Here is a 20290-nt window from a genome sequence, read left to right as displayed (position 1 = left end):
TTTAAATTATAAGTGATAATTACAAGGAAAAATGATTAGTTCAAGAATGCAATTGGCGTGAAGCTTTTTGCTTATTATTTAAATACAAAACGGTAATAATTAAACCGCATCCGGCTAATAATATCACCCACGAGTCAAGCGGGCAGTCAGAAAGATCCGGATCACCACCACCACATGCAGGAGTGCCAGGATCAACTTGGGCAACAACCGTCATGGCCGTAACTAAAAATAATAAGGTTAAAACGATTGCTTTTTTCATTGCTTAACTCTGTTTATAGCTTCTCTGCTATTTGGTAGCTGTTAAACAAAAGTTATGCTAAGAAGGCTTTGGTAAAGCAATCTGGAATGATATCGCAAATTTTGGTCCCGGTATATGCGTAATTTGATGATATGGACTTGTTTTAATTTGAAAAGCAAAAAAGAAAGCAAGAAACTTATTTTATAGTTGGTGGGAAATAATTCCCCTAAATGGGTTTGTTTTTACTCATTAAAGATTTTTAAGCGTTAACCTGCCCATGGCATCCATCATAGAAAATTTTTATAAGTGATTAAAAATGCAGGAAACTTGTTTAGCTGCTTTTAGTAAACTAAATTGCCTCTTAATTATATGAACAAAATTTACACAGCCGCTTTTTGGTGCTTTCTATTAGTGTTTGCCAACCATGCATTTAGTCAGCAAGTTTTGGTTACCGGTGCTAAAAAAGCAGAACTTGATAATATTTCTATACAATCAAATAGCTTATATCAGCAGGGTCATCAAAAAGCGTTGTCCCTGGCAAAAGGCAGGGGATGGTTAATTAACCGCCGCACCCGCAACGGTGGATTGGTTTCATTACAGGGTGTAAACAACTTAGGTTTTCCGGTATATTTAACCACACATAATAATACTACCGCTGCAGCAACTACAGGTACCAACCAGGTGCAACCGGGCGGCTCAACCGGGTTAAACCTATCGGGTTCAAGCACTTTCTTAAATAACAAGATGGCTATTTGGGATGGTGGCTGGGTATATAGCGCGCACCAGGAGTTTGCAGGTAAAACCATATCGCTTAAAGATACCTCAACCATAATTGACCATGCTACGCACGTAGCAGGTACAATGCTGGCAAAGGGTGTTTATGCACCGGCTAAGGGTATGGCATTTAATGCCGCCACATTACTATCATATGATTTTAATAATGATGTTGCCGAAATGAGCCGCGCCGCGCCGGGATTGCTGCTATCCAATCATTCTTATGGTGATCTGGCAGGCTGGAACTATGATGAAACAACATCAAGGTGGGAATGGTATGGCCTGCCCGGCGATTCGGTTGACTATAACTTTGGCTTTTATGATTCACGTACCCAATCATGGGATAGGATAGCCTACAATGCACCTTATTATTTAATAGTCGAGTCATCAGGTAATAGCCACGGTTATCCCGGCCCTGCTGTAGGGGCAACTTATTATGGTTATGCCAGCCGCACTAATCAAACATTTGTAAATAAAGGGCCAAGGCCGGCTACTATAAGCAGCAATACAGGTTATGATGTTATTAGTACAACAGGTACTGCAAAAAACATATTAACTGTTGGCGCTGTAAATCCACTGCCTAATGGGCCGTCAGGCAGTGCCAATATTACTACTGCCAGTTTTAGCAGCTGGGGGCCTACTGATGATGGCCGGGTCAAGCCCGATCTGGTAGCCGATGGGGTTAATATTTTATCATCAAGCAGTAGCGGCGTTGCCGCTTATAGCGCCGAAGATGGTACCTCTTTTTCTGCACCAAATGTTACCGGATCATTATACCTATTGCAAGAGTATTATGCACAAAAAAACGCGGGTGCCTTTATGCGTGCCGCTACTTTAAAAGGCTTGGCCTGCCATACCGCTTTTGATGCGGGCAACCCCGGCCCCGATTATATTTTTGGCTGGGGATTACTAAATATGCCCAGAGCCGCGCAGGCAATTACAGATAACAATATAAAAAGCCTGATCAAAGAAAACACGCTTGCACAAGGGCAAACACAAACTTTTACCGCAGTAGCATCAGGCAATGGCCCGTTAATGGCTACGATATCATGGACAGACCCACAGGGCACACCAACTGTTGACGGCACAATAAACAGCCGTACCCCAAAACTGGTAAATGACCTGGATATAAGGGTTACAGATGGTACAACTACTTATATGCCATGGGTACTTGACCCGGTAAATCCGGGCGTAGCGGCAACCACCGGCGATAACATAAGAGATAATATAGAACAAGTTTATTTAGCTAACGCGATACCGGGCCATACATATACCATAACCATTTCGCATAAAGGCGCGCTGCAATCAGGTTCGCAGGCATATTCACTTATTGTTACAGGTGCAGGCGGCGCGGCGTATTGTGCATCGGCACCAACATCAAACGCCGATTCGCGGGTTAATAATTTTACTTTATCAAACATAAACAATACACCGGCTGCCGGCTGTACTTCATACTCAGACTATACCGGTTTAACAGCGCAGTTAGAACAGGGAAAAACTTATCCGTTAAGTATTACTTTAGGTACATGTGGCGGTAATTTTAATAAGGCGGCAAAAGTATTTATAGACTGGGATGGTAATGGGGTTTTTGACGCCGGTGAATTGGTTGCAACTACAGGCATAATTAGTACTACGGGCACTTATACAACAAATGTTACCGTACCGGCAACTATTGTACCCGGCAATTACAGCGTGATGCGGGTAGTGCTAACAGAAACAAACGACGCTACAACCATACAACCCTGTGGCAGCTATGCCAAAGGCGAAACGCAGGACTATCGCGTACAGTTTTTACAAGCCAATACAGATGCAGGGGTTACAGCAATTATAAATCCACAGGCTACGGGTACCTGTAATGGCACAACAACGGTTACCGTAACAATTAAAAACTTTGGAGCATTGGCAATTTCTAATATACCTGTTACTGTATCTATAAGGGCACCCGATAATACGGTAACAACCATAAGCGAAACTTATACAGGCACACTTACACCATTGCAACAGGATGACTTTACCTTTAGCAATACATTTAACGCTGTTGCAGGTTTAACCTACACCATTACAGCGGCGACAGCATTAACCGGCGATGCAATTAGCGCCAATAACCAAAGCAGCCAAAATGTGTTAATATTTACGCCTGGTGCACCTTACAATCTTGCCGCGCTTTACTGTATCAATGCCAGCAACTATTTGTTAACAGGCGCGGGCGATGGCCAATTACTATGGTATCAAAACAGTACAGATGCTGTTCCGGTTGCTTATGGCACATCAGTTTCAACTGGGGTAACACCGGTTAATAGTACATTTTATGCCGGGTTAAATGATTTTAGCGCTACGGTAGGCCCTGCTACTAAAAATGTTTTTTCGGGCGGTGGTTATAATCAGTTCTCGCCCGCTGTGAAGGTGTATACCGCCATTCCCATGATCATTCAAAGCGCACGCCTGTACATTGGCAATGCCGGGGTAATAATTTTTAATGTAACCAATGCAAACGGGCAAGTTGTAGCAACAACAACCATACACGCTACCGCCACCCGCGCCAACCCGCAATCTGGTGCGCAAGCCGATGATCCAACCGACCAGGGTAAAGTTTATAATCTTAATTTATTATTACCGGCCGCAGGCAATTATACCATTTCGGCAGTTTATGATGCAACGGTAACTATTTACCGTAATAACACAGGGGTAAGCGGCTATCCGTTTAAAATTGGCAACTTATTTAGCATTACAGGTAATGATGCTGTACCAACCACAGGTACAGATACAACTTATTACAAAGGTTTTTACTATTACTTTTATAACATGCAGATAAAAAGCGCGGGCTGCCCTTCATTATCCCGTGTGGCGGTTACGTTATCAAAACCTGTTATAACACAAACCGGCAATATATTAAGCTCCAGCTTTGTATCAGGCAACCAATGGTATTTAGATGGTAAGCCTATAAGCGGGGCAACTGGGCAAACGTTTGCCCCCTTACAAAGCGGCAATTACCAGGTAGATGTTACTTTAAGTACAGGCTGCGTACTGCAGGCGGATGTATTTGTATATGCATTAATAGCCCTTCATCCCGGTACGGATACAGACATTGGGTTGGTTACTTTCCCCGAGCCTGCAAATAGGCAGTTAAATGTACTTTTCGTTGCTAAAACAGCCAGTCAGTTAACACTCTCATTAATAAATAGCGCGGGTGCTATAGCTTATTCTAAAATACAAGCAGCAGCGGCAGGTAGCTTTAGCACGGTAATTAATATTGCTGATCTATCGGCAGGCACTTATGTGTTAAAAGCTGTGCTGGGATCAAAAGTTTATGCGCAGAAAGTGATTATTATACGGTAGATACTGGATTAACGGGCTGTGGGGGTGAGTTTATGTTTAAAACGTATACTTTAAACCCAACCCCGGCGCAATATCAAAAAACGGCCCGGTAGCCAGCTCTATCCTGGGGTTAAGGTCAAGGCTTATAGCAATGGGCGAAGCAGGAATAAGATACTCCAGGCCAATAGTTGCATCGCCGCCCAACAATAGTTGTGGATGGGTATAAGTACGGTCATCACCATTAAATGTTCTGTAAGTACCCTGGCCTGCAGAACCAATATGGCCACCAAAACCATAATAAAATTTTAATGCGGGCACATTAAAGGCTTCGTGGTTAATTTCATACAAGCCGGTAACCACTAAGCCGCGTTGCCTGAAACCTAATATAGCTTCGTAGGCTATGCTGTTATCTACAAACACTTTACCTGATATGCCATTTTCATAGCCGCCAAATTTTAACCCGACAGCCGATTTATAATCCTGTGCGCTGGCTTTATTGATAAATAAAAAAAAGACTAAAGAGAGTAGGGTATAAGTTGCTTTTTTCATGATGTTATAACGTAGTATTTTCAATTTTATGGTAAAGACATAAAAAAAGGCTATAAGGTTTAACTAAATTTCAGGTAATTATTTAATAGCTTAGTTGGGTAATTAAATTAGGCTGCTTATGAATGTTACTTTCAAAAAATTAAACTTTGTACTATGTTTTTTATTGCTGATTAATTGCTTAAAAGCGCAAAATAACAAAAACGGAATGGTAGTTTGCGCCTATCCGGATGCCAGTAAAATTGGAGTTGACATATTAAAAAAAGACGGTAACGCGGTTGATGCCGCGGTGGCGGTACAATTTGCGCTGGCGGTTGTTCATCCTTCGGCCGGTAATATTGGGGGCGGTGGGTTTATGGTTTTCCGCTCATCAAAAGGAGAAACTAATACACTTGATTTTAGAGAAAAAGCGCCAGCCCGGGCCACAACCAATATGTATCTGGATGCAGAAGGTAATATCATACCAGATCTAAGTCTTGCATCGCACATGGCATCGGGTGTGCCCGGATCTGTGGATGGCATGGTAGAGGCTCATCATAAATATGGTAAGCTAAAATGGGCAGATTTGGTGCAACCTGCCATTGACCTTGCAACCAACGGTTATAAAATTACTGCCCGCCTTGCAGGCGAACTGAACAGAACGCATGATACATTTATAAAAGCTAATCCCGGTAAACCTTATGCCCTGGTAAAAAAAGATGAGCAGTGGAAAGAGGGCGATGTGCTTGTACAGGCAGATCTGGCTAAAACCTTAGAGCTAATACGCGATAATGGCCGCGCCGGGTTTTATGGAGGGAGGGTTGCCGATGAGATAGTTGCAGAAATGAAATTAGGGAACGGATTGATATCAAAAACCGATCTGGCCAATTATCACGCTGTATGGCGCAAGGCAATAAAGGGCAGTTATAAAAATTATAATATTATTACTATGCCGCCGCCGTCAAGCGGTGGTATTGCTTTGCTTCAATTACTAAAATCTGTAGAGAAATATCCTTTACATAGGTGGGGGTATAACCAGGACTCGACCGTGAGGCTGATTGTTGAGGCTGAGCGCCGGGTATATGCAGACAGGTCAACATATCTTGGCGACCCTGATTTTTACAAAGTACCGGTTGATAGTTTACTGCGCCCCGCTTACATTGATTCGCGTATGAGCAGCTTTAGCTGGAACGCCGCAACACCAAGCAGCAGTATACAGGCAGGTAAATTTGTTGGCTATGAAAGTGACCAAACAACACATTACTCCATAGTTGATAAGGATGGGAACGCGGTTGCAATTACAACTACCTTAAATGGCTCATACGGTTCGAAAATATTTGTGGGCGGCGCCGGATTTTTGCTGAATAATGAAATGGATGATTTTAGTTCTAAACCGGGTACGCCAAATATGTATGGATTAATTGGAGGCAGGGCTAACCGTATACAACCCGGCAAACGTATGCTATCCTGCATGACGCCTACCATTGTTGAAAAAGATGGCAAGTTGTTTATGGTAGTTGGTACCCCGGGAGGCGCTACAATTATTACCTCGGTATTTCAAACCATACTAAATGTTATTGAATTTGACATGAATATGCAGGATGCTGTTGCGGCAAAACGCTTTCATCATCAATGGCTGCCTGATAATATTCAGTCAGAGAGAGGCGCGTTAAATGCCGGCACCCGTACTAAACTGGAAAAAAAAGGATACCCTGTAAAAGAACAGGGAGCTATTGGCCGGGTTGACGGTATTTTGAAAACCAAAGAGGGCTATGAAGGCGGTGCCGACCCAAGAGGCGATGATACCAAGTTAGGCTGGTAATTTTTTTGATAAAATTTACTTACAATTGCGTAATACAAATAATAAGCTTATTAACATGCCCGGGAGTATAAAACACCAGGAAACCATTGATTATTTTTTAAAAGTAGTTTGGCAAACTGTTGCGAACAGATACAATGCCCTGGTTACTGATTTTGGTATAACCCAGTCAATAGGTTACTTGCTAATTAATATTGACGAGGAGGAGGGGACCACGGTTTCGCAGGCTGCGGCGCTGCTGGGCCTAAAATCAACCAGCCTTTCGCGTATGTTGAACCAGCTGGAAAAAACCGGCTTGATATATCGGGAATCAAATTTAGGTGATAAACGGTCGGTTAAAATATATTTAACGTCATTGGGTAAAGAAAAGCGCCACCAGGCCCGTGCTGTAGTAAAAGAGTTTAACAACTATTTAAACGTACACATCAGCGAAGCTGATAAAGTATATTTAACAGATATGCTTAAAAAAATAAACCAACTCACACTGAATTATAAGCCCGAAACCCGCTGATAAATAGTGGATAACGACCAATATTAAAAGCATGAGCCTCATTATTAAATGTTAAAAAGTGTTAAGCTGCTGTTTTTGAATTATAAAAGAATAAATTTGCTTTTTGTAAATGTAAATGAACAGGGCAGCTTTAATTATATTGCTTTTATGTGCTTGTTTTGCAGCTTGTATAAAAGCGCCGGGCACCAGTTTAGTTGCATACAAGCAACAGGCAGCAGTTGACGATAAGATAATTACCGATTATTTAACGGCTAACCCCGGATTGAATGCAAAGAAAATTGATACTTCGGGCGTTTATTATATTGTGAAACAGCAAGGTACGATAAATGCGCTATTTACAAATTCAACCCTGGTTACAGTTGGTGATACAGGTAGGGTGCTATCAGTAAGCGGTGATCCGGTTTTTACACAAACTAATGAATTTCATCCCTCATATGTATTGGGAAGTGTAATACGGGGATGGCAGTTAGGTATTCCTCAGATTAAAAAAGGCGGAATTGTACGATTGCTGATACCCTCGCGTTATGCATACGGCCCAAATGCACAACCGCAAATAGGGGTATCATTTGGATTAAAGAACGGTTTACCGGCAAATGCTGTGCTTGATTTTGATATACAATTATATGATGTAAGCAATTAAATATATTTAACCTAATACAATACAACTACTGAAAAAGGCAACGCACTCTCTCAGAAGTATAAATTAAACTACTGAGCGATACGAAACAATAATTACAAATGAAACAAACTATTTTTACTTTTTTATTTTTTACTGTTATAGCACTGGTTTCTTGCAGGAAAAATCAATATAATCCAGATATTTTACAGTACGATGATGACCAGATAACCGCGTACATTAAAGCCAATGGATTAACCGGCATGGTGCGCGATACTTCGGGCATTTATTATAAAATAATTACACCGGGTACAGGTGCACATCTACAATATACCGATAGCCTGTCAATGGTGTACAGCTTTAGCAGCTTTGATGGAAAATACCTGGCTCCTGATACAATAATGAATCATTTTGAGGATTTTATGGGGCATATTTCTTCAGATAATTATCCTTATGGATTACAGCTTATTATTCATAACATAATAAACCAAAAAGGTGTAGTAGCGCGGATACTTATTCCATCGCATTTGGCCTATGGCGTTAGCGGAACCGGAGCGGGTAGCAGTACCATAACAAATGGAAAAATAGCCGGTAACGAATGTTTAGATTATAGTATCCATATAATTGCCAATCAGGACGCCTATGATCAAACGTTAATTACAAAATATATTACAGACCAGGGTTTGGCTAGTAGTATGAAATACGATCCTGCTGGTTTTTGGTATTCCATAAGTGTACCGGGTACGGGTACTGTACCTATAACTAATAATACCACCATTACTGCTACTTTTACACTTAGAACGCTTAACGGCATTGTTGTCAGTCAGCAAAATGCAAATCCTGTTTCAATTGACATACCTGATATTATGAGGGGCATGCAAATAGGGTTGAAAAAATATGGCTCCACAGGCGCGTTAATGTCATTTATTATACCATCATCTTTGGCTTATGGGAAAAACGTTACCGGAGCGATACCGGCCAATAGCGTTCTTAGGTATGATATACAGATTGATGATGTTACTCCTTAATATAATTTAGCCGCCAATAGCATAAAAATTCTAAAGATTTACGAAGTAAAAACTCGTAAATCTTTTCCATGATGTTCCTCTTACAAAAAATGGAACACCTATCTATTAAAGATATCTTTAAGTGCCCATGTTAAAGTGGGGTATTTAAATTTAAACCCTACCTCTTCAATTTTTTGCGCCGATACTTTTTGGCTGCCTAAAATTATGGTGCTCATTTCGCCCAACAACAGCTCTAAAGCAAATGCAGGTACTTTAGGCAACCACAATGGCCGGTGCATCTCCTTAGCAACCGCTCTGGTTAATTGTTTATTGGTAACCGGGTTTGGGGCGGCCATATTGTAAACACCGCTTAAATCATTATTTTCTATGCCGTACAGGTATAGGTTAATTACATCCTGCTCATGTATCCACGGTATCCATTGTTTACCATTACCTAAGGGTGAGCCCAAACCAAACTTTACAGGCGCCGCCAATTTTGATAAGGCTCCGCCTTTAGCATCAAGCACTACCCCGGTACGTAATTTTAATACGCGTAAACTCAAACTCTCGCCTATATCAACCGCGTGCTCCCATTGCAGGCAGCAGTTAGCAAGGAAATTGCTTCCGGGTGCACTATCTTCGGTAAGTAACTCATCACCCCTGTCGCCATAATAACCAGTGGCTGATGCCGAGATGACTGTGCTAACCTGGTGGCTTTTTCGTTTAAGCAGTTGATAAATAAGACCGATTGATTTAGTGCGGCTTTCTATTATTTCTTTTTTTCGTTTATTCGTCCAGCGTCCTCCGGCAACGCTTGCGCCCGCCAGGTGCACTATTGTGTCAACTCCTTCAATACAACGTTCATCTATTTGCCATTTGCTAACATCCCATATATAGGTTTTAACCTTAGGGTCGTTTCCATGTTTCCGGCTTAAATGGCTTACAGAATAACCTTTATCCAGCAAAAGTTTAGTTAGTTTGCTTCCAACTAAGCCCGAACCGCCGGTTAATAAGATGCATTTGCTCATTTAACTGTAGTAAGTTGATAGATTTTATAATATGGTAACACGATATTGATAAAGGTGTTTCAAAAACTATGTCGGCAATATGCCGGATAAAGAGTTTATCCTAAAATCTCTTTTATATCATCGGCCGTTAACGACTTAATAAAGCTTTCCTCGGTAGTTATTAAAGCGCGCGATAAACTTAGCTTGCGTTGCTGCAGGGCCAATATCTTTTCCTCTACTGTATCTTTAGTAATAAATTTATAGATAAACACATTTTTGGTTTGGCCTATGCGGTGGGTACGGTCAATAGCCTGTTGCTCAACGGCCGGGTTCCACCACGGGTCGAGGATAAAAACATAGTCGGCCTCGGTAAGGTTAAGCCCTACACCACCGGCTTTTATGGAGATTAAAAATACCCTTGTTTTTTCATCTTCCTGGAACTGCTTAACCACATCGCCCCGGTTTTGTGTACTGCCATCCAGGTAAACGTAAGGAATATGGTGCTCGTCAAAATGATTGCGATAAATACTCAACTGTTTTACAAACTGCGAGAAAATAAGCACTTTATGCCCGCCATCAAGCACAGTATTTAAGGTATGGGTTACATTTTCAAACTTGCCCGAGTCGCCTTCATAATCCTGGTCTATCATGTACGGGTGGTTGGCTATCTGGCGCAATTTGGTCAAGCCTTGTAATACTTGTATCTGCGTTTTGGCAAAGGTGCCATCCTCCAGGCTTTTTAACAACTCGTTACGGTATTCTGATTTTACCTCTTCATAAACCGCCGCCTGCTCCTCGCTCATCTGGCAATAAAACAAGTTTTCGGTTTTTGGCGGTAACTCTGTAGCTACCTGTTCTTTGGTGCGGCGCAGTACAAAAGGCTTAATTAATGCCTGCAACTTGCGGGCCTTATCTTCATCCTTTTTCTTTTCAATGGGTGTTACAAACTCATTCTGAAAATATTGCTGTGTACCCAGCAAGCCGGGGTTAATGAACGACATCTGTGTCCACAGGTCATTAACCGAATTTTCGACCGGGGTACCGCTTAATATCAGCTTAAAACGCGATTTTAACTGTTTAACAGAATGAAAAGATTTTGATGATGGGTTTTTAATATTCTGGCTCTCATCCAAAATGACATAATCAAAAAAGTAGGCTTTAAGCAGTTCAATATCTATCCGGCTGATGCCGTAGGTAGTTATCACCACATCATAATTGGCAAACACTTCGGGCGATTTATAGCGGAAGGTACCGGTATGTACCATCAATCTTAACTGCGGGGTAAACTTTTTAGCCTCGTTAAGCCAGTTATATATCAACGAGGTTGGCATAATAACCAACGAGGTGCTTTTGCTTCCTTCAGCCACCGTATCCTCCTTGTGTTTTTGCAATAAGGCTAAAGTTTGTATAGTTTTTCCTAAACCCATATCGTCGGCCAGGCACCCCCCAAAATGGTAATTCTTCAAAAAGTGGAACCAGTTATACCCTGCCTGCTGGTAGTGCCTTAAGCTTCCCGAAAAGTTTTGTGGCATAGGTATTTCGTCCAGTTGTTCAAAATCAGTTAGTTTTTGCAGCTTACGGCTCATCGTAACTTCGGCCATTTCGCCGGCAAGATCATTTACCAAACCTATGTGGTGCCTGCGCAGTTTAAGTCCGTTGCCGCCCTCGCTAAAATGCAGCAGGTTGCCATATTGTGAAAACCATTTTTCGGGAATTACGGCTATCTCGCCGGATGGTAGTGTGAATTCTTTTTTATGGTTAAGGATATGATTTTTAAGCTGTATAAAAGGTATACGGTACGGCCCGAAATAAACAATGGCGTGAATATCAAACCAGTCATTATCTTCCTTAACCTCCAGATCAATTTTGCTGGTACCGAATACATAGCGTTTTTGACCCTCGGGTTGTTCAATCTCGAAGCCATCTTCTATCAGTTCATCATGGTGCTGGTTAAGCCATTCGAATATGGAGAAGGCGTGGTTGGTATCTTCATCATTATGCGCTACTTCCAGGTTTTGAAAAAGAGATGAAACCGTTTTTAATCCTAATGCCTCTAATTGATTTAACTTGTTTTTTTCCCAGGTTACAGAGCGTTTAATGCGATGGAAAGTATAGTTATCGCCCTCTTGCTCAATACGTACAGAAATGGTCCTGCCATCCCCGTAAGGGAAAATATACCCCGAGTATTTAAAATAAAGCTGCAGCTGCGACGTGCCTGCTTCAATATATATTGGCTTTAATATGGGTTGGGCCTCGTGTTTTTCGGTATCAATGGTAAAACCCTCGGCATATACATTATGCTTTTCTATAAGCGGGGCCACAAACTTTTCAAAGTATGATTGCTCGGACGAACGCGGGATAGCGATATACCGCTTATTTAAAAACGGCAGCAGTTTTTTACCTTCTATCTCTTTATCAAAATAATATAAGGTATCGTCCATCAGCATCCAGGCGGGGTGGTTGCAAATTATCTCGGCATTTTTAAACATAAATTCAATACGCATCCCCTTATATTTAATAGTAGGGAAGTAACGTATCTCCTCCTCATTACGGCGGAAATGGAACAATACAGAAGCAGGTTCATCTGCAATTTGCAGTTTACGCTCGGCAGGGTAGCCTTCCTTACTCATTTGGTAAACCTGTTTGTTGCCAAGCAAGGTGAGCGCATCGGCCATGCGCTTTTCTATTTTTGGGCGGATGGTCTCAAAAAGCTGTTCGTTAAATATCTTGGCAAAGAACTCTGATGGGCGGATAGGCTTTTTATAGAGTTTCTTGATGACGTTACCCTGTTCAATTTCTTCTAAAAGCTTAATTAGCTTTAAATCGATATCATCAATGCAATGAACAAACTCTGTAGCTGTGTTTGAGAATAAACGCTGGTGAGTTAAAGAAAATTCGCCGTTTGGATTTAGCTGAACTATGTGAGGTTCAATTACATAACCCAAATACTCATGCCGGGCAATGGCATAAATTATCTGGCAGGGTTTTGAACTATCAACACGCAACATAGCTTCTTGAAAAAATTTTAAGAGAAGCTACATCAACAAAAAATTCAAACCTAAACAGAATTTGCAGTAAGTGGAAATATTTTGGGGTAAATAATTATTAACAGTGTGGATTACTCGATTTTAAGCGATAAACTATGTGCTTTTCCATTAAGCAAAAAATCTATTTGAATTAAATCATGGTTCTTAATTTCAACTTCACCAAAGTCAAATTCTTTGTGATGATTTGGGCAAAGTAAAATTATATTATCTGGTGATTCTCTTCCTTTTTGATGTTTGGGTTTAATATGCGCTGCCTCAATGTAGTAACTTCCGTCTTTTTTCCTAATAGTTGTTGAACAAATTTGGCACTTAAAATCACGTAAGAATTTTATTTGCGCAATTGTTTTATTGTCTCTTTTATATGATTTAGAATTAATAATTACTTCTTCTGGATCACTTGGCTTTAGATTTTTTAATTCAATTGCAATTTCAAGTTTGGATTTTTGGCGTTGTTTTTAATTCCCTAATAATTTCGTTTTGTTCTTGCTCATCTGGGGACTCGATTGGTATGGCCAAATATTTCTCATAAATATTTCGCATTTTATACATTTTAACTTTTTGTATTCCCTCGTAATATTCAATATGTAATTTTAACGCAACTAATGAATTTGTAAGCCCATTAACGCCATAATCCTTGAAAATATTCTCGAAAAAATACTCTATCGAAAATGCATTGTTAGTTCTCGTAAACCTTTTGCCTTCAATCATACATCGAAAATTATTAATATAATCAGAAGCAGAATTAGGATTCATCCGTTTATCTCCAACAAGTTGATTTTGACCTTCTTTGAAAGTAATTATTTTCTCAAAAACTTGTTTTGAAATATCATAAGCAATAGGTGTTAAGTCTTTTGAGATTTTCATTTTTTGAGATTGCGAAATGTGTTTAGGTTATGATTACAAATGAAATATTATTTGCGCTAGTAATGGTTTTTTATCTCCACCTCTCCTTCAAAAACCCTCACAGCCGGTCCTTCTAAAAAAATATGGGTAAAGGTGTTGCCATCATAATTAAAGCGGATGTTCAAATCGCCGCCCAAAACTTTTATGGGAGTCTCAATAGTACCAGTTTGGTTGTTGTGTTTTGCCATGGCAAGCGCTACGGCGGTAACACCTGTTCCGCAGGCATAGGTTTCATCCTCTACACCACGTTCAAATGTGCGTACAAAATAGCCGCTGCCGTTTGGCTCAACAAAATTTACGTTAATGCCGTTGGTGTGGTAAGTTTCGTTATTACGGATGGCATGCCCTTCGGTATAAACATCTTTATTAGCTAAATTATCGGCAAGGGCTACATAATGCGGCGAGCCGGTATTTAAAACATACGCGTCGGCATCATTGGTAATAGTATCCACATCTATCATTTGCAGGCTTACCCAATCGCCGGTTGCTGAAATTTTGGCATGATGCGGGCCATCAACTGCCAAAAAATCTGTTTCGTTTTTTATGATGCCTAAAAATTTTGCAAAAGCTACAATACACCTGCCGCCATTGCCGCACATGCTGCTTGGCTGGCCGTCGGCATTATAATAAACCATTTCAAAATCATAGCCTTCTTTATTCTGAAGAAACATAATGCCATCGCCGCCAATACCAAAACGGCGGTTACATAAATGCGCAATTAGCTTCACATTGTGATGATTTATATGGTTTTCGCGATTATCAACCAATATAAAATCATTGCCGGCACCCTGGTATTTATAGAAATGTATCTTCACGGTATATTATATAATAGTATTTTTTTATTTTAGATGATAACCACAACGGCCAATAACAACGTATAAGGCTATAATGTTAAATTTAACATTTTTTAACAAAAGTTATTATAACTTATCATTGCAAATACCGTCTTAATGGTATTAAATTTGAACTACAAAAATAAATATAACAAACAGAATAATAAGGATAATAAGATGAAAAGAATTGGTTTAACATTATTAACGGCTTTTGTAGGTGGCGCCATGGCATTGGGCTCGTACAAACTGATCGAAAAGAAGTATGCTGATAACATGAGCATTGACGATAAGCAAAAGGTTTACTTTGCAAGTAACCACTTATCGCCGGCTATTACGTCATCAGCAGGTGAGGTTGATTTTACACAGGCCGCGGCAGCAGTAACGCCGGCAGTAGTTTACATTCGTACTACTTACTCAAGCCAGGGGGGCAACAGCCAGCAAGATATGATGCAGCAAATGTTTGGCGATATGTTTGGCCAGCGTATGCCACGTCAAAACACGCCGCAAATGGCTTCGGGGTCAGGTGTAATTATATCGCCTGATGGTTATATCGTTACCAACAATCACGTAGTAAGCAAAGCTGATAAAATTGAGATCACAACAAATGATCACCGCCATTTTACAGCTAAAGTAATAGGTACAGACCCTAATACAGACCTTGCTTTAATAAAAATTGAAGGCACTAATTTGCCAATTGTAAAGTTAGGTAACTCTGACGATGCAAAAGTAGGAGAGTGGGTGTTGGCAGTTGGTAATCCGTTTAACTTAACTTCAACGGTTACAGCAGGTATAGTTAGCGCTAAGGGCCGTGGCATTGGCATCATCGGAAGAGAAGATGACCAGGATAATAACCCGTTTGGCCCAACCCGTATGCGTTCACAAGACCCTAAACCAAACACCGGTATAGAATCATTTATACAAACAGATGCTGCTATTAACCCCGGTAACAGCGGCGGCGCGTTGGTAAATACTAAAGGCGAACTGATAGGTATTAACTCGGCAATTGCATCGCATACAGGTTCATACGAAGGTTATGGGTTTGCTATCCCTATTAACCTGGCAAAAAAGGTATTGAACGATATTCAAAAATATGGCGCGGTTAAACGTGGTTATATAGGAGTTTCTTTTGTAGATCTGAGCGATCCTGCAAGTGCCGAAAAAGTGAAAAGTGATAAAACCAACGGATTATATGTTGATGAATTAGTTGCCGGTGGCGGTGCAGAGTCAGCAGGATTGAAAAAAGGCGATATCATTACTAAAGTGGAAGGAGTTACGGTTTACGAATCATCAGATTTGCAGGAACGTGTGGCCCGCTTACAGCCCGGGGATAAAATTCATTTAACCGTTATGCGCGATGGTAATGAAAAGAGCTTTAATGTTGTACTTAAGGCTGGTGTTCCGGTTGCCCGTACTGCTGCGGTTTCAAAATCAGCAACAGAATTGTATAACAAGTTAGGTGCAAGCTTTATGCCGGTTACACCTGCACAAAAAAGTAAATTCCATTTGAACGGCGGTGTAGTAGTTACGCAAGTACGTGATGGTGGGATATTTGATAGTTTTGAAGTTCCGGTAGGCTCGGTTGTTACCAAGATCAATCAACAACCAATAAACAGCGTTGCTGATATTGACAAGGCAATAACTAACCTAAAAAACGGCAACGTAGTTATTAGCGGTTACTATCCTGATGGTGGAAGCTTTAATAACAGCTTTATGGTAGCCCAGTAATTAAATAATATATTATAATAGAAAGGACCCGGCTTATGGCCGGGTTTTTTTGTTTATGCCTTATTGATACCTTTGCAGCCATGATTGATGTAGTATTAAAAAAGGGTAAAGAGAAAGCGGTTCTTCATCGCCATCCCTGGGTTTTTTCTGGTGCGATAGAGGCGGTAAAAGGCAAGCCTGCAAATGGAGACATAGTACGCCTGCTTAATGCCAAAGGCGATTTTATGGCTTACGGGTTCTATAACGATCAATCGCGCGTTGCGCTGCGTTTGCTGGAGTGGGATGAGCAAGTTACTGTTGATGAGGATTGGTTCCGTAATAAAGTAGCTGTTGCTGTAGCAGGGCGCAATGAGTTGTTGGATAGCGGTGTTACCAATACCTGCCGACTGATATTCAGTGAATCAGACTATCTGCCCGGTTTAATAGTTGATAAATATGCCGATCATTTGGCGGTACAAGTGCTTACATCGGGCATAGAAAATGTGATGCCGGTTATTATTGATGAACTGCGGCGTTTACTAAAGCCGACAAGTATTTTTGATAAAAGCGATGCCTCGTCAAGGCAGCATGAAGGGTTAGAAACTGCTAACGTAGTAGTGTTTGGTGATAACCCGCCTGAATCTGTCGAAGTAAAAGAGAACAACATCATTTATAACATCAACATAGCCGGGGGTCAAAAATCAGGCTTTTATTGCGACCAGCGCGATAACCGTAAAATAGTTGCAAGCTATGCCAAAGGCAAGAAAGTGCTGGATTGCTTTAGCTATACCGGCGGCTTTACACTAAATGCTTTGCATAATGGCGCCGAGTCTGTAACCAGTGTGGATAGCTCGGCATTGGCAATTGAAACGTTGAAAGAGAATATTAAGCTAAATAAACTGGATACTAAAGAGCATATCGCCATACAATCCGACGTAAATAAACAGTTAAGGGTATTTAGAGAAGAAGGTGAAATGTTTGATATTATAATACTCGATCCGCCAAAATACGCGCCGTCACGTTCGGCGCTGGACAGGGCCTCAAGAGCTTATAAGGATCTGAACCGGTTAGCTATGCTGTTATTGAATAATGGCGGCTTGCTGGCTACCTATTCCTGCTCTGGCGCCATGAATATGGAAACCTTTAAGCAGGTTATTGCCTGGGCCGCTTTAGATGCGGGTAAACAAGTTCAATTTATTTACCAGTTTTGCCAACCGGAAGATCATCCGGTTAGATCGTCTTTCCCTGAAGGGGAGTATTTGAAGGGATTGTTGTGCAGGGTGTTTTAAGCTGCCACTGTCATTCTTGAGCGATAGCGAAAAATCTTATACGATATAAAATTAAACGCCATGCATATTAGTTATGCATGGCGTTTAAGATTTCTCACTACGTTCAAAATGATAAGAGGTATTACTTATCAAACTTAACAGTACCGTAATTAGATTTTACAGTGATCACTTTATCGGCGCTGCCTTTGCCTACGTGGCCTTTATAGTTTTTTGTTGAGCTATATCCTCTTTCATTATCAGGTGTTTTACTTGTAACACTTGTTGTATTGTTGTAAAGAAAATCGCCCATATGAACTGTTACATCAAAATCAGCATTGGTCTCAGTTATGGAGCTTAATTTTACAGGAGCATAAGATGAATTAACAGTAAGAGATTTTAAATTTTTACTTATATCACCTATTTCTAAGCCACTGCCATATCGTACGTTAAATGTGCATGATGTGCTTACCTTGCCTATTTTTGCCGGGCCATAACTTATAGTCGCGTTAACCTTATCTGCCGATTCAAGGTCAAGGCTGCCGTATGATATATTCAGATCGCTGCCATTCAGGCTTTGGATATTAGCGCTGCCATATTTTACTTCTATCACATTGTCGCTGTTAGATAAAGCTTTAGCTACCAGACTGCCGTATGAACTGTTGATATTTAATTTACCATCTAAATTAGGCAATACAATGCCTCCATATTTATTAATGATAGTAAGCGCGTTTTTAACCGGCATATAAATTACATAATTGATAGTTACTTTACGCACACTGGTTATTTTCCCATTTTCTGATCTTGTTCCCCACCATGAGTTGTCTGAATGATCTATAGCTGTTGTAAAAGCAACTACATTGTTTTCTTTGCTATTGGTAACATTAGTTTGGTCAATTAACTTTTGAGCATCAGCATCCTCATTGGCATACGCTTTAATTTGTATGTCAACTTTAAACTCGTTTTTTGCCCAGGTGTTTACCGTTATTTTACCATAGCGGTTATCAATTTGTAATTTATCATTTCCGTCGGCAGGATAGGTTTTGCTAATGGTTTTGCTCTTTTCTTTTACTTCGCCGCTTTGTACCTGTTTTTCTAAATTGGCTTCCGAATCAAAATTGAACCTTGAGTTATTAGTAAAAGACCGGCTAAAGTTCCTGCTGAAAGACGAATCAAAACGGGTGCTCATTGTTTTACGCAGCGTAGTCATTCTTTCTTGTTGAACGAGCCTGTTTTTCTTTGATTCCTCCCTGTTCAATTCAGACATTTCCCTGTTCAGTGTACGCATTTGTTCCTCCAGTTTCCTCTTTTTATTACGGTAAACGGTATCGCCTGGCTGGACTTCCGAATAGTAAACATTCGGGTTAGCGGCATAAGTACCGGGCTGTGAATAATAAACCCGTGGGGCAACAGCTATTGATAAACCCGATCCCACCGATGGTGAACTTGTTTGGGGAGCTACAGGTTCTACAGCTGTTTGTTGCGCATAATTTGCAGTACTATAAGCCATCAGGCCTATAAAAGCCATTACGGCAGTACTATATATTTTTAACTTCATTTTTTTGTTGATTTTTAAATTCATTAAATTGCTCAATTACATTAAGTTGCTGATTAAGTACCTCTGTTTGCACCTGCAAGTTCCGGATCATTGCACGTAAAACAGCTTCCTGGTTAGGGCTGGTAGCCAAATCTTTATTTAATTTTTTATAGATAGAATCCATTTTAGCAATCTCGGCCGTAAACTCTTTATACAGTTGCGGGTCTGATTTTGCAATGGTCTTAAGCTCGCTGCGCTGGCTTGCTATCATTGATGCATAATGCACCTGTTGTTTAGCATACTCAGGATTTATAGCAGCCAGGCTAATTGTTTGTTTTTTTTGATTGTATAAGTATGCTCCAAAGCACACACCCATTATTAATATTACTGATGCTGCAACCCGCAATACAAATGCAAACGAAAATGTTTTTGCCGCCAGCTTTTGCGCAGGTATTTTTTTATCAATCTTGCTCCACAAGTTCGCACTTGGCTCCAGGTCATCAAATTCTTCCCGGTTGTTAATAATGAAATCCTCTAATCGCTTGCTCATTGTGTTATTCCTTTCCTTGTTAAAATTTCACTAAGTTTTCTTTTTGCTCTTAAAAACTGTGTTCTTGATGTGTTTTCTGTTATACCTAATATTTGTCCAATTTCTTCGTGATCATACCCTTCCAGCAGGTATAATGATATTACCAGTTTATATCCTTCGGGTAATTCATTCATGGCTTGTTTTATTAAAGCCACTTTGTATTGGGTTTCTTCCTCATCATCGGGTTCCTCGTCTGCTATATTATCTATATCGTCCCCTAATTCCACCAGCTCTACCTTGCGTTTTCTTAACAAGTTAATAGAGCGGCTTACTACTATTTGTTTAAGCCATAAACCAAATGTGGTTTCCTGCCTAAAATCTTTAATCCGTTTAAAAGCATCTAAAAATGCTTCCTGCAAAACATCCTCGGCCTCGCCCACGTTGCCCACTATCCTAAAGGCGACGTTCAACATCGCTTTAGAATATAATTTATACAACTCATAACAGGCTTTTTTACTCCCCTGCTTACACTCAACCACCAGGTTGTAATGCTTGTCTATAAATAAGGCGGCTTCCAAGTTTATTAGCTTTCAGGTTATAAGACATGACGAATTTTATAACGTTGCATGTATACACCAAATAATTAAAATAATGACAAAT

General features: G+C 40.5%; 17 protein-coding genes. 7 read left to right on the top strand and 10 right to left on the bottom strand.

The window, feature by feature from the left end:
- Positions 1–40: 40 nt before the first annotated feature.
- Positions 41–259 carry a hypothetical protein gene (locus tag JWR23_RS08315; RefSeq protein WP_299515228.1) on the bottom strand — a complete coding sequence of 73 codons (219 nt, stop codon included), beginning with the start codon at positions 257–259 and terminating at the stop codon, positions 41–43.
- A gap of 348 nt (positions 260–607) precedes the next feature.
- Here JWR23_RS08315 and JWR23_RS08310 point away from each other — a divergent pair, with 348 nt between their 5' ends.
- Positions 608–4348, top strand: a complete 3741-nt coding sequence (locus JWR23_RS08310; RefSeq protein WP_299515226.1) for a S8 family serine peptidase — start codon at positions 608–610, stop codon at positions 4346–4348.
- A 36-nt stretch (positions 4349–4384) separates the two neighbouring features.
- On the opposite strand, the gene JWR23_RS08305 is transcribed toward JWR23_RS08310, so the two are convergent.
- Positions 4385–4876, bottom strand: coding sequence for a hypothetical protein (locus tag JWR23_RS08305; RefSeq protein ID WP_299515224.1), 492 nt, complete (start codon positions 4874–4876; stop codon positions 4385–4387).
- Between the two features lie 118 nt (positions 4877–4994).
- Here JWR23_RS08305 and ggt point away from each other — a divergent pair, with 118 nt between their 5' ends.
- The 4 genes from ggt to JWR23_RS08285 all read left to right on the top strand — a co-directional run bounded on the left by ggt (position 4995) and on the right by JWR23_RS08285 (position 8826).
- Positions 4995–6674 (top strand): gamma-glutamyltransferase, encoded by a 1680-nt coding sequence (gene ggt, locus JWR23_RS08300; protein ID WP_299515222.1) that lies wholly within the window; start codon positions 4995–4997, stop codon positions 6672–6674.
- Between the two features lie 67 nt (positions 6675–6741).
- Complete coding sequence (locus JWR23_RS08295) at positions 6742–7182, top strand: MarR family transcriptional regulator (protein WP_299515472.1); 441 nt, start codon at positions 6742–6744, stop codon at positions 7180–7182.
- Positions 7183–7297: 115 nt separating this feature from the next.
- Positions 7298–7822, top strand: coding sequence for an FKBP-type peptidyl-prolyl cis-trans isomerase (locus tag JWR23_RS08290; RefSeq protein ID WP_299515220.1), 525 nt, complete (start codon positions 7298–7300; stop codon positions 7820–7822).
- A gap of 98 nt (positions 7823–7920) precedes the next feature.
- On the top strand, positions 7921–8826 hold the full coding sequence (locus JWR23_RS08285; protein ID WP_299515218.1) for an FKBP-type peptidyl-prolyl cis-trans isomerase: 906 nt from the start codon (positions 7921–7923) through the stop codon (positions 8824–8826).
- A 98-nt stretch (positions 8827–8924) separates the two neighbouring features.
- On the opposite strand, the gene JWR23_RS08280 is transcribed toward JWR23_RS08285, so the two are convergent.
- The 5 genes from JWR23_RS08280 to dapF form a co-directional block, all read right to left on the bottom strand.
- Positions 8925–9833: a TIGR01777 family oxidoreductase gene (locus JWR23_RS08280; RefSeq protein WP_299515216.1), complete on the bottom strand. Its 909-nt coding sequence runs from the start codon at positions 9831–9833 to the stop codon at positions 8925–8927.
- Between the two features lie 95 nt (positions 9834–9928).
- Positions 9929–12820 (bottom strand): DEAD/DEAH box helicase, encoded by a 2892-nt coding sequence (locus JWR23_RS08275; RefSeq protein ID WP_299515214.1) that lies wholly within the window; start codon positions 12818–12820, stop codon positions 9929–9931.
- A gap of 110 nt (positions 12821–12930) precedes the next feature.
- The gene (locus JWR23_RS17750) at positions 12931–13161 is read right to left on the bottom strand and encodes an HNH endonuclease (RefSeq protein WP_367277532.1); all 231 of its coding nucleotides are present in this window, start codon (positions 13159–13161) and stop codon (positions 12931–12933) included.
- Between the two features lie 127 nt (positions 13162–13288).
- Positions 13289–13723 carry a hypothetical protein gene (locus tag JWR23_RS08270; RefSeq protein ID WP_299515213.1) on the bottom strand — a complete coding sequence of 145 codons (435 nt, stop codon included), beginning with the start codon at positions 13721–13723 and terminating at the stop codon, positions 13289–13291.
- Between the two features lie 56 nt (positions 13724–13779).
- The gene (gene dapF, locus JWR23_RS08265) at positions 13780–14577 is read right to left on the bottom strand and encodes a diaminopimelate epimerase (protein ID WP_299515212.1); all 798 of its coding nucleotides are present in this window, start codon (positions 14575–14577) and stop codon (positions 13780–13782) included.
- A 195-nt stretch (positions 14578–14772) separates the two neighbouring features.
- Here dapF and JWR23_RS08260 point away from each other — a divergent pair, with 195 nt between their 5' ends.
- The gene (locus tag JWR23_RS08260; RefSeq protein ID WP_299515210.1) at positions 14773–16320 is read left to right on the top strand and encodes a Do family serine endopeptidase; all 1548 of its coding nucleotides are present in this window, start codon (positions 14773–14775) and stop codon (positions 16318–16320) included.
- Between the two features lie 80 nt (positions 16321–16400).
- Positions 16401–17588 (top strand): class I SAM-dependent rRNA methyltransferase, encoded by a 1188-nt coding sequence (locus JWR23_RS08255; RefSeq protein ID WP_299515471.1) that lies wholly within the window; start codon positions 16401–16403, stop codon positions 17586–17588.
- 121 nt (positions 17589–17709) lie between these two features.
- Here JWR23_RS08255 and JWR23_RS08250 read toward each other — a convergent pair whose 3' ends face one another.
- The 3 genes from JWR23_RS08250 to JWR23_RS08240 are packed head-to-tail and all read right to left on the bottom strand — an operon-like array spanning position 17710 to position 20208.
- Positions 17710–19122 carry a hypothetical protein gene (locus tag JWR23_RS08250; RefSeq protein WP_299515209.1) on the bottom strand — a complete coding sequence of 471 codons (1413 nt, stop codon included), beginning with the start codon at positions 19120–19122 and terminating at the stop codon, positions 17710–17712.
- Complete coding sequence (locus JWR23_RS08245) at positions 19103–19651, bottom strand: hypothetical protein (RefSeq protein WP_299515207.1); 549 nt, start codon at positions 19649–19651, stop codon at positions 19103–19105. The genes JWR23_RS08250 and JWR23_RS08245 overlap by 20 nt, the downstream gene beginning before the upstream one ends.
- A complete protein-coding gene (locus tag JWR23_RS08240) occupies positions 19648–20208 on the bottom strand; it encodes a sigma-70 family RNA polymerase sigma factor (RefSeq protein WP_299515205.1) in 561 nt (186 codons plus the stop codon). The genes JWR23_RS08245 and JWR23_RS08240 overlap by 4 nt, the downstream gene beginning before the upstream one ends.
- Between the last annotated feature and the right edge of the window lie 82 nt (positions 20209–20290).

This window comes from Mucilaginibacter sp., from assembly GCF_028288205.1.
Lineage (GTDB): Bacteria > Bacteroidota > Bacteroidia > Sphingobacteriales > Sphingobacteriaceae > Mucilaginibacter.
This window is presented reverse-complemented; position numbering and strand designations above follow the sequence as displayed.